Raw genomic sequence first — 13,334 nt, 5'->3', positions numbered from 1 at the left:
TGCTTGTCTGTTTTTTTAACGGCGTTAACCGGCGGGCGAGGCCTCCGGCGTCGTCATCATAACGTCAGGCGGCGTAAGGGAGCAATGCGCGGGAAGGAAAAGCCCCCTCCGGCGGGAGAGGGCTTGGGGAGGGGTTACAGGGTATCCGGATCCGGCCCGAGGCGGTTGCCGACGTCCAGCTTGGCGATCTCGCCCAGTTCGTCCTTATCGAGTTTGAAATCAAACACCTCGAAGTTTTCGCGGATGCGCGACGGCGTGACCGATTTCGGGATCACGATAAGGCCGCTGTCCAGGTGCCAGCGCACCACGATCTGCGCCGGGGTTTTCTCGTATTTCTCGGCCAGCGCCTTGATCAGCGGCTGGTCGAACACCCCTTCACCGCCCTGCGCCAGCGGGCTCCAGGATTCGGTCGCGATGTGGTGCGTGGCGTTCCAGGCGCGCAGCTGGCGCTGTTGCAGCAGCGGGTGCAGCTCTATCTGGTTGATGACCGGCGCCACGTTGGTTTCATCCAGCAGGCGCTGCAGGTGCGGCGTATGGAAGTTGCATACGCCGATGCTTTTCACCAGGCCTTGATCGCGCAGCTTGATCAGTTCGCGCCAGGCGGAGACGTATTGATCTTGCTGCGGGCGCGGCCAGTGGATCAGGTAAAGATCAACATAGTCCAGCCTGAGTTTTTCCAAACTGGTTTCCAGCGCCGCCAGCGGATCGCCCTGATCGTCGTTCCACAGCTTGGTGGTGATGAACAGCTCGCTGCGCGGCAGCGAGCTGGACTGCAGCGCGGCGCCGACGCCTGCCTCGTTCTTGTAGATCGCGGCGGTGTCGATGGAGCGGTAACCGATCTCCAGCGCTTTGCTCACCGCGCGGGTGGTCTCTTCAATACTCGCCTGCCAAACGCCGAGACCCAACTGCGGCATCAGATTACCATCGTGGAGTTTGATGATGGGTTGTTGCGTTGTCATGCGCATCTCCTTGTGTACGGATTGCGGCGCCTGCGGCACCGAAACGGCTATAGATAAATTCTAGTTGGCAAAATGAGCGGTTGCCGGGTTTGCCAGCCTAATTTCAGCGGTGGCGGGAGGGCGACTTTCTCCCCGCTCTCCCTGCGAATGAGCGGTAAGACGGGGGGGCGAAACGATCGGCGGCGCGCGGAGGCGCCTGACGGCACCCGGTGATCGGCCGGGCGCCGGATGCGGCGAAAAATGGCTGACGGAGACTAAAGCCTAGCAAAAAATCGCCGTTTTGCGATTAACGCGCCGCTTCGTAAATGCGGCGGCTGACGTCCAGGGTGATGTCCTGATGCTCGCCCAGGGCGGTCATGCCGTGCTGATGCAGCTTGTCGAGCAGCGCCGGAATGCTGCTGCCGTCGAGCTGATAATCCGCCATGCGGGTCGGTACGCCCATCTGCTCAAAGAAGGCGCGAGTGGCGGCGATGGCACCGTCGATACGGCTGTCTTCGCTGCCTTCGCGCAGGCCCCAGACGCGGTCAGCGTACTGCAGCAGTTTTTCGCGCTTCTGCGCTTTCTTCTCGTGCAGCAGCGCCGGCAGGACGATGGCCAGCGTTTGCGCGTGGTCGAGATCGTGCATGGCGGTCAGCTCGTGGCCCAGCATGTGGGTTGCCCAGTCCTGCGGCACCCCGGCGCCGATCAGGCCGTTCAGCGCCATGGTGGCGCTCCACATCACGTTGGCGCGCACCCCATAGTTTTCCGGTTCGGCCAGCGCGCGCGGCCCGTCTTCCAGCAGGGTCAGCAGCAGGCCTTCGGCGAAGCGATCCTGCACTTTGGCGTCCACCGGGTAGGTCAGATACTGCTCCAGAGTGTGCACGAAGGCGTCGACCACGCCGTTGGCTACCTGGCGCGGCGGCAGCGAGTAGGTCACCACCGGATCCAGCACGGCGAAGCGCGGCTGCACCAGCGGCGAGAAGAAGTGCTGCTTGTCGCCGCTGCTTTTACGGGTGATCACCGCGCCGCTGTTGGATTCGGAACCGGTGGCCGGCAGCGTCAGCACGCAGCCCATCGGCACCGCGTCGGTGATGTGGCTGCCGACGGTCTGCAGGATATGCCAGGCGTCGCCGTCGGCGGTGTAACGGGCGGCGGCGGCGATGAACTTGGTGCCGTCAACCACCGAACCGCCGCCGACCGCCAGCAGGAAATCGATGTTTTCCGCCTTCACCACCTCGACCGCTTTCATCAGCGTTTCGTAGGTCGGGTTCGGCTCGATGCCGGAGAACTCCCGCACGTCGCGGCCGGCCAGCGCGCTGTACACCTGATCCAGCACGCCGTTTTTCTTCACGCTGCCGCCACCGTAGGTGATCAGGATGCGTGCGTCCGCCGGGATCTGGCCGGCCACTTCGGCAATTTGGTCTTTGCCGAACAGGATTTTGGTTGGGGTATGCAGAATGAAGTTTTGCATGGGTGATTTCTCTCTTTCTGTCAGGCGGGCGCCAAAGTGGCGCAAAGGTTTCTGGCCCGTATTGTCAGGAACCTGGCGGCAACGCACAATGCACATTCCTGTCTGGTTCTTGCCTATTCCTACAAGTCGCTGTAGAAATGGCGAGTTTTAAATTATTATTTATGCCGAATCGTTCTGACTGTAAGAGGGGGTTTCCGTGATTGAAATCGATGCGCAGCGCAGCCGCATGGCGCGCCAGGCGATGGCTATCGCCACCGGCAACGGCTACACGCCGTCACCGGTGCCACGGGTAAAGATCCTGTATGTCGATCGCCACTGCCCGCGCCAACCGGTGATGTACGAGCCGGGGATCGTGATCGTCTTTCAGGGGCATAAGGTGGGCTATTGCGGCAACAAGATGTTCCAGTACGATCCGCGCAACTACCTGCTGATGACGGTGCCGCTGCCGTTCGAGTGCGAAACCTTCGCCAGCCCGGAACTGCCGCTGGTTGGGTTGGCGGTCAATATCGATACCCAAATGCTGCAGGACTTGCTGATCGACATTGGCGACGACGACTACCTGATGCAACCGCGGGCGGAGAGCAACGGGGTGAACCTGGCCGAGCTGACGGAAGCGCTGCTGTGCGCCACCGAACGCCTGCTGGACGTGATGGCCAAGCCGCTAGATGCCCGGGTGCTGGGGCCGCAGATCGTGCGCGAAATCCTTTACTACGTGCTGCGCGGCACCTGCGGTGCGTCGCTGCAGGAGCTGGTCAACCGCCATACCCACTTCAGCCAGATCGCCAAGGCGCTGCGGCGCATAGAAAATCAATATGCCGACAACCTCAACGTCGAACAGTTGGCCAGCGAGGTCAACATGAGCGTCTCGGCGTTCCACCACAACTTCAAGGCGGTGACCAACACCTCGCCGCTGCAATACGTGAAGTCGTACCGGCTGCATAAGGCGCGCCTGTTGATGGTGCATGACGGCCTGAAGGCCAGCACGGCGGCGATCCGCGTCGGCTACGAGAGCGCGTCGCAGTTCAGCCGTGAATTCAAGCGCCTGTTCGGCATGACGCCGAGCGATGAAATCGCCCGGCTGCGCGACGCCAACCCGCAGCTGCTGGAGGGCTGAACCGCGTTTACGGGGTCAAGACGATCTTGCCGAACGGTCCGCGATCGAGGTGATCCAACGCCTGCGGCAGCTGATCGAAACGGTAGACCTGGTCGATCACCGGCTGCAGGTTGACGGCGTCCACGGCGCGCACCAGATCTTCCAGCGCGCGGCGGTGGCCGACGCCGATGCCCTGGATCTCCGCCGATTTCAGCAGCAGCAGGCCGGCGGGGGCGGAAATCTCGGCGCCCGCCAGCACGCCGATCACCGAGATGCGGCCGCCCACCGCCACGGCGCGTACCGAGTTGCCCAGATTCGGGCCGCCGACGGTGTCGATCACATGGTCGATGCCGCGATCCTGCGTCAGCGCATAAATTGCTTCCACCCAATCGCCTTTCAGCCGGTTGATGCCGTGACTGGCGCCCAGCGCCTGGGCACGCGCCAGCTTTTCATCGCTGCCGGAGGTCACATACACCTCGGCGCCGTGCGCTTTGGCGATCTGCAGCGCGAACAGCGCCACCCCGCCGGTGCCTTGCACCAGCACCGTCTCGCCGGCATGCAGTTTGCCTTGCTCCACCAGCGCGAACCAGGCGGTTAGCCCGGCGCACGGCAGGGTGCTGGCCTGCACGTCGTCCAGCGACGCCGGCGCCGCCACCAGCCAGTCCTCATGCAAAATCACATATTCCGCCAGCACGCCCTGATAGAAACCGCCGAGGGTGTGGTAAGGCACCTGGCGCGCATTGCCGTACGGTTTTTGCCGGCCGTCGAGCCAACCGGGGCTGAAGGTAGAGATGACCCTAGCGCCGGGTTGGAAGCGGCTGACGCCGGGGCCGATAGCGTCGACCTCGCCGGCCATGTCCGAGGCGGGGGGGAACGGCTGCGGCAACGTCAGCCCCATGCCGCTTTCAATCATCAGTTTGTCGCGGTAGTTGAGCGCGACCGCTTTCACTTTCACTCTGATTTCGTGTGGCCCCGGCTGCGGGATCGCGTCGACGGTCAACCGCAGGTGTTCACGCCCCAGGGCGTCCATCGTCCAGCGTTGTATCGTGTCGGTCATGATGTTCTCCAAAGTCAGCGATTAACGACCGGTCGATAATATCGTTGATGAAGGTTCGCCAGTGGCGATAAGATTTCCGAAGATTGTTTCTTTTAGGGCGACAAATCATGAGCGATCGGTTGAGCGGTATTTCGGTATTCGTCACCGCCGTGGAGGCGGGCAGTTTTGCGTTGGCGGCCAGCCGGCTGCACCTGTCGCGTTCGGCGGTGGGGAAAACCATCGCCCGGCTGGAACAGCGGCTGGGCGTGCGGCTGTTTCATCGCACCACCCGCAGCCAGAGCCTGACCGACGACGGCGCGTTATTCTATGAGCGCTGCCTGCGAGCGCTGGAGGAGATCCGCGGTGCGGAAACGCTGCTGGAGTCGGGCAAGCGACAGGTCAGCGGCCGGCTGCGGGTATCGATGCCGGTGCTGTTTGGCCGCATGTGTATTGCGCCGCTGTTGACCGAGCTGACGCGCGAGCACCCGGGCCTGGAGCTGGAGCTGTCGTTCAACGATCGGGTGGTGGATCTGATTGAGGACGGCTTCGATATGGCGATCCGCAACGGCACGCTGGCCAACAGCGGCGGGCTGGTGGCACGCCGCATCGGCGATCACCGCATGGCGCTGTGCGCCTCGCCGGCCTATCTGCAGCGGTGCGGTGAACCGCACAGCATCGAACAGCTGGCACAGCATGAGGCGGTGACCTATATGCGCGCCGGTGCACGGCGCAGCTGGTTGGTATTGGATAGCGACGGCAAGCCGCAGGAAGTGATGCCGACTAACCGGCTGCAAATGGACGATCTGCAAGCGATTGCGGATGCGGCGACGGCGGGGTTCGGCATTGCCTGGCTGCCGTGCTGGCTGGTGCGTGAGCAGCTGTTGAGCGGGGCGCTGGTGCGCTTGCTGCGTGACCGGCCGGGCGCCGCCTTTGAAGCGCATGCGGTGTGGCCGCACACGCCTCACCTGCCGCTGAAGGTGCGGCTGGCGGTGGATACGCTGGTAAGCAAGTTACCCGCCAGTCTGGCGTTGGTCGAGAAGGCGCTGTAGTGCGCCGGGCTCAGGAGGAGGCGCGCTTTTTACGCCAGATCACCAGCATGGCGCCCAGCAGGCCGACGAACAGCAGCAGCAGCGGCAGCAGCATCAGGCCGGTCATCACCTGGCTTTCGTAGCGCTTCACCAGCGGGATTTGGCTGAAAGCGTAGCCGAGGCCCACCAGCGCGCAAACCCAGATCGCCGCGCTCAGCCAGTTGAACACCTGGAAGCGTGAGCTGTTGAGCCCGGAAATGCCGGCCATGGTCGGCAGCAGGGTGCGCACGAAGCCGAGGAAGCGACCGATCAGCAGCGCCGTCAGCCCGTGGCGGTTGAACAGGTTATGCGCGCGCTGGTGATATTGCGCCGGCAGCTGCAGCAGCCAGCCCTTCACCAGGCCGGTGTGGCCCAGCCAGCGGCCCTGGATATAGCTCAGCCAGCAGCCGAGGCCGGCGGCGGCGGTCAGAATCAGCAGGGTGGGGGCAAAGCCCATCACGCCTTTGGCGATCAGCGCACCCGACAGCAGCAGCAGGCTGTCGCCGGGGAGGAAGGAGGCGGGCAGCAGTCCGTTTTCCAAAAACAGAGTGGTGAAAAGTACGGCGTAAACCACCCAAATTACGCTTGGATCGGCGAGGGCGATAAAGTCCTGCTGCCAAAGCGCATGAATAATCTCTCGTAATACATCCATTTTATGTCCTGTTGCATGCCGGTTGCGCCCAGGGTCACGTTCTCCAGGGTGCGGCGGTTACCGTATCTGACAGTTACCCGGGTAGTGTACCGCTAATAGCTTAAGCCGACATTAAACGAGACGAAGAAAATTAGCGGAATCCGCCTTAGCGCACGCCGTTGAGGCGATCGAAACCGGCCGCCAGATCGGCGATCAGGTCTTCGACGTTCTCCAGGCCGATGTGCAGGCGCACCAGCGTGCCGGAGAAATCGACGCCGCCTGCCGGACGGATCGCTTCCAGCTCTTCCGGCTGGTTGGCCAGGATCAGCGACTCGAAGCCGCCCCAGGAGTAGGCCATGCTGAAGTGGCTGAAGTTGTCCAGGTAGGCGGCCAACTGCGCATCGTCCAAGCGCTCTTTCAGCACGAAGGAGAACAGCCCGTTGCAGCCGCTGAAGTCACGGCGGTAGAACTCGTGGCCCTTGCAGCTGGGCAGGGCCGGGTGATTGACCGTCGCCACTTCCGGCCGCGCCGCCAGCCAGTGGGCGACTTCGATGCTGCTGCGTTCGTGCTGCTTCAGGCGCACGCTCAGGGTGCGCAGGCCGCGGCTCGCCATGTAGGCGGTGTCGGCATCCACCATCTGCCCCATCAGGTAGGAGTACTCGCGCAGCCGATCCCAACAGCGCGCGTTGGCGACGGCGGTGCCGAGCATGTAATCGGAATGGCCGATCAGGTATTTGGTGCCGGCCTGAATCGAAATGTCGATGTCGAAATCCAACGCCTTGAACAGCACGCCCGCCGCCCAGGTATTGTCGATCATGATCACCACCTCCGGCGCTACGGCGCGAATGGCCTGCACCATCGCCGGAATGTCCTGCACTTCCAGGGTGATGGAGCCGGGGGACTCAAGGAACACCACGCGGGTATTGGGTTGGATCAGCGTGGCGATGTCGGCGCCGATCAGCGGATCGAAATAGGTGGTGCTGACGTTCATGCGGCCGAGGATATGGGTGCAGAAATCCTGGGTCGGTTCGTACGCCGAGCCCGTGACCAGCAGGTGATCGCCGGCGCCGACGAACGACAGGATCGCATTGGCCACCGCCGCGGCGCCGCAGGGGTACAGCACGCAGCCGGCGCCGCCCTCCAGTTCTACCATCGCATCCTGCAGGGCGAAGTGGGTCAGCGTGCCGCGTCGGCCGTAAAACAGCTCGCCGTGGGCGCGTTGCGCGGTGGCATGCTTTTTGGCGGCGACGGAGTCGAAAACCAAAGAAGAGGCGCGTTGCGTGACGGGATTGACGGAGCCCTGGGTGTAGCGTTTGCCGCGGCCGGCGCCGATCAGCGTGGTTTCGATGTGTTTTGACGTCATGGTACCTGGCTCACCTCTGGTTGCTCTGCACGTGCCCGTTTGCGATAGCCCTTACGTTAGCATGAGTTAATATGGCCATCCAGACGTTTTAACTTCCAGATATAGAAACGGCTATAATTGGCTGCCGGGCGCGCCTTTCTCACCTCATCCTTCTGCCGTGGTGCGAGAGAGAAGCCCATTCCTCGGTCAAGACGCCGTTCGGCAGCGTGGCCTTGTTGCGTCGTTGTGGGAGAAAAGTAACGAAATAAGCCCATAAAAGGGGCGTTTGGCGGTGAACGGGCGCAGATTGGCGCTTTGCGGCGGGGCTGGCTAAAATTTTCTCGTTTATTTGGTAAATAATAATGAGAACTACTATCAATCCCCGGTTGGTTTGATATGATCGCACGCTGAATTATTCCTTAATTTTGATCGGTAATGGGTGGAGGCACAGCGTGAAAACGGCTGGCAAGAATTTAAATCAAGGATCGTTCGGCCAGGGCCGGGCGCAGTGGGGCAAGGCCTTCGGCCGCAGCCTGATGGCTTCTATGGTGCTGGTCGTGGGGCTGGCCGGCAGCGCGCAGGCAGCGCCGGCGGCCAATCCGGCCGTTACCGAAAGCGTTGCGCCGACCACCGCGCCTGCAGCCGCCGCGCCGGAGAGCATCACGCCGGTGAACCCGGCGCCAACGATCCAGCCACCGGAAACCCGCGGCATGGACCTGTCCGTTTGGGGCATGTACCAGCACGCCGACGCGGTGGTGAAAGCGGTAATGATCGGCCTGGTGCTGGCCTCGATCGTGACCTGGACCATTCTGTTCTCCAAAGGCAGCGAACTGCTGCGGGCCAAGCGCCGTCTGCGCCGCGAACAGCTGGCGCTGGCCGAAGCGCGCTCGTTGGATGAAGCCTCCGAGCTGGCGCAAAACTTCGGCCCGGAAAGCGTCAGCGCGGTGTTGCTGAACGATGCGCAAAATGAGCTGGAGCTGTCTGCGGAATCCAACGACAACAACGGCATTAAAGAGCGTACCGGCTTCCGCCTCGAGCGCCGCGTGGCGGCCTACAGCCGCAACATGGGCCGCGGCAACGGTTTCCTGGCTACCATCGGCGCCATCTCGCCGTTCGTCGGCCTGTTCGGCACCGTGTGGGGCATCATGAACAGCTTCATCGGCATCGCCCATTCGCAGACCACCAACCTGGCGGTCGTGGCGCCGGGCATCGCAGAGGCGCTGCTGGCGACCGCGCTGGGCCTGGTCGCGGCGATCCCTGCCGTCGTTATCTACAATATCTTCACCCGCGTCATCAGCGGCCATCGCGCCCAGGTGGGCGACGTAGCGGCGCAGGTCTTGCTGCTGCAGGGCCGCGATCTGGATCTGGCCGCAACGGCGGAAGCCAAGCGCTCACAGCACGCACACCAACTGCGGGCGGGGTGAGTCATGGCGATGCGCTTAAATGAAGATCTGGACGACAGCGGCGAACTGCATGAAATCAACGTGACGCCGTTTATCGACGTTATGTTGGTGCTGTTGATCATCTTTATGGTGGCCGCGCCGTTGGCAACGGTAGATATTCGCGTCGATCTGCCGGCTTCTTCCGCCAAACCGCAGCCGCGGCCGGAAAAACCGGTGTTCCTGTCGGTGAAGGCCGACAAGCAGCTCTACGTCGGCGATCAGCCGGTGAATGCCGATCAGCTGACTTCGGTGCTGGATCAACGCACTCAGGCGAACAAAGAAACCACCATCTTCTTCCAGGCGGACAAGAGCGTGGACTATGAAACGCTGATGAGCGTGATGGACACCCTGCGTAAAGCCGGCTACCTGAAAGTGGGGCTGGTGGGCATGGAAGGCGCCGCCAAGTAGCGGCAGCAAAACGATAAAGGGCGCTCAGGCGCCCTTTTTTATTGATTCAGAAATATCACTCCCCGGCCAACAACGCCCGGGAACCGGCATGGCGCCAGTGGATGCGGCCCGGCAGATAAAGCGCATTCTGTTCCAGCGGCCGCTCATCGATGAGCGCGGTAACCTGGTCGAAACTATGCTGCGCCAGCGCCCGGCAGTCTTGCGCGACCGTATCTATCTTCAGCGTCATGCAATCGAACAGGTAGTGATCGTCGAAGCTGCACAGGTGGATGTCGCTCTCCATCAGCTGATGCTGCGTCAGATAACGCAACACCCCTTCCAGCAGGCCACAGGCCGCGGTGAACAGCGCTTTGGGCGGACGCCCCAGCTGTGCGCACAGCTGAGCGAACATCTCGTAACCCGAGCTGGGGTGGTAGCTGCCGTTGATGATCCATTCCGGTTTGCACGTTACGCCGGCGCGCTCCAGGCCAAGCTGGAAGCCGGCCAGCCGATCGCGGGTCGGCGAAATGCGCGGCTGCCCGCCGAGAAAATAGATCTCATCCGGATGTTGGCGCGCGACCTTTTCCACCAGGTCGGCGGTCGCATTAACCGAATCGGTGATCACCAGCGGCAGCTCGGAACCGGCGATCAGGCGGTCCATCTGCACCACCGGGAGCCCGGCGTTGATCTTCTGGTATTCCGCGTCGTTCAGCTGACTGGAGGCGACGATCAAACCGTCGACTTGCCGCTGCACCAGACTGTTCACTGCCATCATCTCCTGCGCCGGGTTTTCATCGGTGCAGGCGATCAACAGCTGCAGACCGGCTTCGCGGCACAGCGTTTCCAGCTCGCGCGAGATCACCGCAAAGCCGTAGTTGGTCATCTCCGGCACCACCAGCCCCAGCGTGTGGCTGCGGTTGGAGCGCAAAGAGCGGGCGTGGATGCTGGGCTGATAATGGTGTTCGTGCGCCAGCGCCAGAATGCGATCGCGGGTGTCGTCGGACACCCGGTATTCCTTGCTGCGGCCGTTCAGCACCAGGCTGGCAGTCGATTTCGACACCCCGGCCAGCGTGGCGATGTCACTGATGGTAATGCGTTTATTTTTTTTCACTGACGCCATCTGAAGTCATCGGAGGATGCGTCATTCTAGCATGCATGGCGTCAGCGGCCAGTATTCCAACGCCAGCGGCGCGCTCCCGTTCAGCCGCAGTTGCGGTTCACCTGCCGGGAAGTAGCGCGCGCTCATCACCGCCTCGCCGTGGTTGATGAAGATCTCCACGCTGGAGCGATCGAACAGCAGCTGCAGATGCGTGACCTGGCCGCGCCAGTAACGGTGCTCCGGCCGGCCGTCGGCCAGAGAGGCGCGCGTCAGCTGCAGCCGCTCGCCGTCCCAGTTCAGCGTCATCGCGTCGCCAAAGGCGGCGCTGAACGCGCCCTGCGGCGTCAGCTGCAGCTCCGCGGCGCCCAGCGCATAGGTGGGGGCGTCATCGGCGCGGCCTCGCCAGTCTTCTCGCTCGCCGCGCAGCTGTTGCAACTCGTGCGCTGGGCGCTGGTGGAGGCGGCCATGCCGCAGCGACAGCTCGCGTGGGCAGGTCATGGTGTGGATCCAGCCATAACGGCGCGTCGGATGGGCTTCTTCATCTTGCTCGGGCACGCCCATCCAGGCGAACAGCAGGCGGCGGCCATCTTCTGCCAGCGTCGTCTGGGGCGCGTAGAACTCGAAGCCGGCGTCCAGCTCGTGAAATTCGCCGTGGCTGAAGGCCGCCTGCCGATAATCCAGCTTGCCGAGCAGATAGCCGGCCTGATAACGGTTGAGGTAGCGTTCCGGCTGTGGCGCCAGCCCCTGCGGGCAGCAGATCAACACGTCGCCGCCGTCCAGCGAGAACAGATCCGGGCACTCCCACATGTAGCCGAATTCGCCCAGGTCATTCAGGCCGGAACCGGCGATCTCTCCCAGCGCTTGCCAGTCGCGCAGATTGCTGGAGCGCAGCAGCAGCACCTTGCCGCGATCCTGCAAGTCACGCGCGCCGAGCACCATGTACCAGGCATCCTGATGACGCCACACTTTCGGGTCGCGTACGTGGCCGCTGTAGCCCTCCGGCAGCGGCAGCACCGGCCCGAGTTTGCGGTATTCGCCCCGATCGCTTGCCTGAGCCAGGCATTGGTAAGCGGTGCGTGAACCGTCGGGGAATTTCACGTTGCCGGTGTAGATCAGCGTGACTTTGTCTTCCGCCACCACCGCCGAGCCGGAGTAACAGCCGTGGCTGTCGTAACAGGCGCCCGGTGCCAGGGCGAGCGGCTGATGTTCCCAATGCACTAAATCGATCGACTGCCAGTGTCCCCAGCACTTGTTGCGATGATCGCAGCCCAGCGGATTCCACTGATAGAACAGGTGATAAACGCCGTTGTACTGGATAAAGCCGTTGGGATCGTTCAGCAAGCCAACGCTGGGCGCCAGATGCCAGGTCGGGCGGTGCGGATCGCGCAGCGCGAGTGGCTGGCCGTTCATGACCGCCCGCAGTGCCTGTTTGATTAAGCTGAGTTCTTCCATCATTGTGCGTCCGTGTTGTATTTCAGCAGCAGGGAGAGCACGAAGGCGCTGCCAAAAGCGATTGCCAGGCCGATGATATAGCTGACCAGCGAACTGGCCTGCACGATCGCCATGCCGGGGATCGCCGTCAGCCCGACCGCGTTCATGCCGACGTGGTTGGCCACTACCCAGGCGCCGCCGAGCGCGCCGCCCGCCAGCGCCGCCAGGAAAGGCTTCACGAAGCGCAGGTTGATGCCGAACAGCGCCGCCTCGGTGATGCCGAGCATGGCGGAAAAGGCCGAAGGCACCGCGATGGCTTTGATTTTGGCGTCGCGGGTTTTGAAATACACCGCCAGGCAGGCGCCGCCCTGCGCGATGTTGGCCATCGACCAGATAGGCAGCAGGAAGTTGACGCCGATATTGGGGTTACCGAGCAGCCCGGCCTCTACCGCATGGAAACTGTGGTGAATGCCGGTGATGACGATAGCGGAATAGAGGCCGCCGAACAGCAGCCCGGCGAACCATCCCGCATGGGCAATCAGCGTGCTGAGCACGAAGGAGATACCATCGCCCAGCGCGCGGCCGGCGGGGCCGATAAACAGCAGGGCGACAAAGCCTGAGATGACCACCGTCAGGAACGGCGTCAGGATCAGATCGAGCGCGTTGGGGATCACTTTGCGCAGCCGTTTCTCCAGCAGGCTCATGAACCACACCGTCAGCAGCACCGGGAACACGGTGCCCTGATAGCCGATCATGGCGATGTCCAGACCGAAGAAGTTCATGGTGTGGAACCCTCCGGCGACGCCCCAGGCGTTGGTCAGCGCCGGATGCGTCAAAATGCCGCCGAGCGTGGCGCCCAAGTAGGGATTGCCGCCGAATTCGCGTGCGGCGGTAAAGCCGATCAGAATCGGCAGGATAATGAACGCCGCCGAGCTGAACATATCCAGCATGATGAACAGCGCGCTGTTGGCATCGGCCCAGCCGTAGGTTTTCACCATGCCGAGCAGCCCCATCAACAGGCCGGAAGCGACGATCGCCGGGATGATCGGCACGAAGATGTTCGACAGCAGGCGGGCGATGCGCTGCAGCGGGTTGAGCTTTTTCGCCGCAATATCGGCGGCTTCGGCCTTGCTGGATTCGCTGACGCCCGCCGCCTTGATGAATTCCGCATGCACCTTGTTGACCAGCCCGGTGCCGAAGATCACCTGGATCTGACCGGCGTTGCTGAAGCAGCCTTTGACGCCGTCCAGTTTGCCGATGGCCTCTTTATCCACTTTGCTGTCGTCCACCAGTACCAGGCGCAGGCGCGTGGCGCAGTGGGCGGCGCTGGCGATATTCTCTTTACCACCGAGCAGCGGCAACAGCGCGTTGGCGGTTGCGGTAATGTCCATGTTGTC

General features: G+C 62.7%; 12 protein-coding genes. 4 read left to right on the top strand and 8 right to left on the bottom strand.

The genetic code is table 11. The annotated features are described in order from the left end of the window. Window positions 1–134: 134 nt before the first annotated feature. Both dkgA and yqhD read right to left on the bottom strand, forming a co-directional pair. Window positions 135–959, bottom strand: a complete 825-nt coding sequence (gene dkgA, locus HMPREF3138_RS17050) for a 2,5-didehydrogluconate reductase DkgA (protein WP_038879427.1) — start codon at window positions 957–959, stop codon at window positions 135–137. Between the two features lie 286 nt (window positions 960–1,245). Continuing rightward, window positions 1,246–2,409: an alcohol dehydrogenase gene (gene yqhD, locus HMPREF3138_RS17045; protein WP_038879425.1), complete on the bottom strand. Its 1,164-nt coding sequence runs from the start codon at window positions 2,407–2,409 to the stop codon at window positions 1,246–1,248. 226 nt (window positions 2,410–2,635) lie between these two features. Here yqhD and HMPREF3138_RS17040 point away from each other — a divergent pair, with 226 nt between their 5' ends. Further along, window positions 2,636–3,523: an AraC family transcriptional regulator gene (locus tag HMPREF3138_RS17040; RefSeq protein ID WP_176602459.1), complete on the top strand. Its 888-nt coding sequence runs from the start codon at window positions 2,636–2,638 to the stop codon at window positions 3,521–3,523. Window positions 3,524–3,530: 7 nt separating this feature from the next. Here HMPREF3138_RS17040 and HMPREF3138_RS17035 read toward each other — a convergent pair whose 3' ends face one another. Then, window positions 3,531–4,559, bottom strand: coding sequence for a zinc-dependent alcohol dehydrogenase family protein (locus HMPREF3138_RS17035; protein ID WP_070559195.1), 1,029 nt, complete (start codon window positions 4,557–4,559; stop codon window positions 3,531–3,533). Window positions 4,560–4,666: 107 nt separating this feature from the next. Between HMPREF3138_RS17035 and HMPREF3138_RS17030 the strand changes: the two genes are divergently transcribed. Then, complete coding sequence (locus HMPREF3138_RS17030) at window positions 4,667–5,587, top strand: LysR family transcriptional regulator (RefSeq protein ID WP_038879415.1); 921 nt, start codon at window positions 4,667–4,669, stop codon at window positions 5,585–5,587. 10 nt (window positions 5,588–5,597) lie between these two features. Here HMPREF3138_RS17030 and HMPREF3138_RS17025 read toward each other — a convergent pair whose 3' ends face one another. Further along, window positions 5,598–6,257 (bottom strand): DedA family protein, encoded by a 660-nt coding sequence (locus tag HMPREF3138_RS17025; protein ID WP_038879412.1) that lies wholly within the window; start codon window positions 6,255–6,257, stop codon window positions 5,598–5,600. A gap of 145 nt (window positions 6,258–6,402) precedes the next feature. Further along, the gene (metC, locus tag HMPREF3138_RS17020) at window positions 6,403–7,599 is read right to left on the bottom strand and encodes a cystathionine beta-lyase (RefSeq protein WP_038879409.1); all 1,197 of its coding nucleotides are present in this window, start codon (window positions 7,597–7,599) and stop codon (window positions 6,403–6,405) included. Window positions 7,600–8,030: 431 nt separating this feature from the next. Between metC and exbB the strand changes: the two genes are divergently transcribed. Both exbB and exbD read left to right on the top strand, forming a co-directional pair. Continuing rightward, a complete protein-coding gene (gene exbB / locus HMPREF3138_RS17015; protein ID WP_072145083.1) occupies window positions 8,031–9,002 on the top strand; it encodes a tol-pal system-associated acyl-CoA thioesterase in 972 nt (323 codons plus the stop codon). Window positions 9,003–9,005: 3 nt separating this feature from the next. Continuing rightward, window positions 9,006–9,428 carry a TonB system transport protein ExbD gene (exbD, locus tag HMPREF3138_RS17010; protein ID WP_004937307.1) on the top strand — a complete coding sequence of 141 codons (423 nt, stop codon included), beginning with the start codon at window positions 9,006–9,008 and terminating at the stop codon, window positions 9,426–9,428. A gap of 55 nt (window positions 9,429–9,483) precedes the next feature. Here the strand turns inward: exbD and HMPREF3138_RS17005 are convergent, their stop codons facing one another. Genes HMPREF3138_RS17005 through HMPREF3138_RS16995 form a run of 3 tightly spaced genes read right to left on the bottom strand, consistent with a single transcriptional unit; the run spans window position 9,484 to window position 13,328 of the window. Continuing rightward, window positions 9,484–10,527, bottom strand: coding sequence for a LacI family DNA-binding transcriptional regulator (locus tag HMPREF3138_RS17005; RefSeq protein ID WP_038879406.1), 1,044 nt, complete (start codon window positions 10,525–10,527; stop codon window positions 9,484–9,486). A gap of 21 nt (window positions 10,528–10,548) precedes the next feature. Further along, complete coding sequence (locus HMPREF3138_RS17000; protein ID WP_038879789.1) at window positions 10,549–11,958, bottom strand: sucrose-6-phosphate hydrolase; 1,410 nt, start codon at window positions 11,956–11,958, stop codon at window positions 10,549–10,551. Continuing rightward, on the bottom strand, window positions 11,958–13,328 hold the full coding sequence (locus tag HMPREF3138_RS16995; RefSeq protein ID WP_038879402.1) for a sucrose-specific PTS transporter subunit IIBC: 1,371 nt from the start codon (window positions 13,326–13,328) through the stop codon (window positions 11,958–11,960). Before HMPREF3138_RS16995 ends, HMPREF3138_RS17000 begins: the two co-directional genes overlap by 1 nt. Window positions 13,329–13,334: the final 6 nt, after the last annotated feature.

This window comes from Serratia sp. HMSC15F11, assembly GCF_001808215.1.
Classification (GTDB): Bacteria; Pseudomonadota; Gammaproteobacteria; order Enterobacterales; family Enterobacteriaceae; genus Serratia; species Serratia nevei.
Note: the sequence above shows the minus strand (reverse complement) of the source record. Positions and strands in the feature narration are given on the sequence as shown.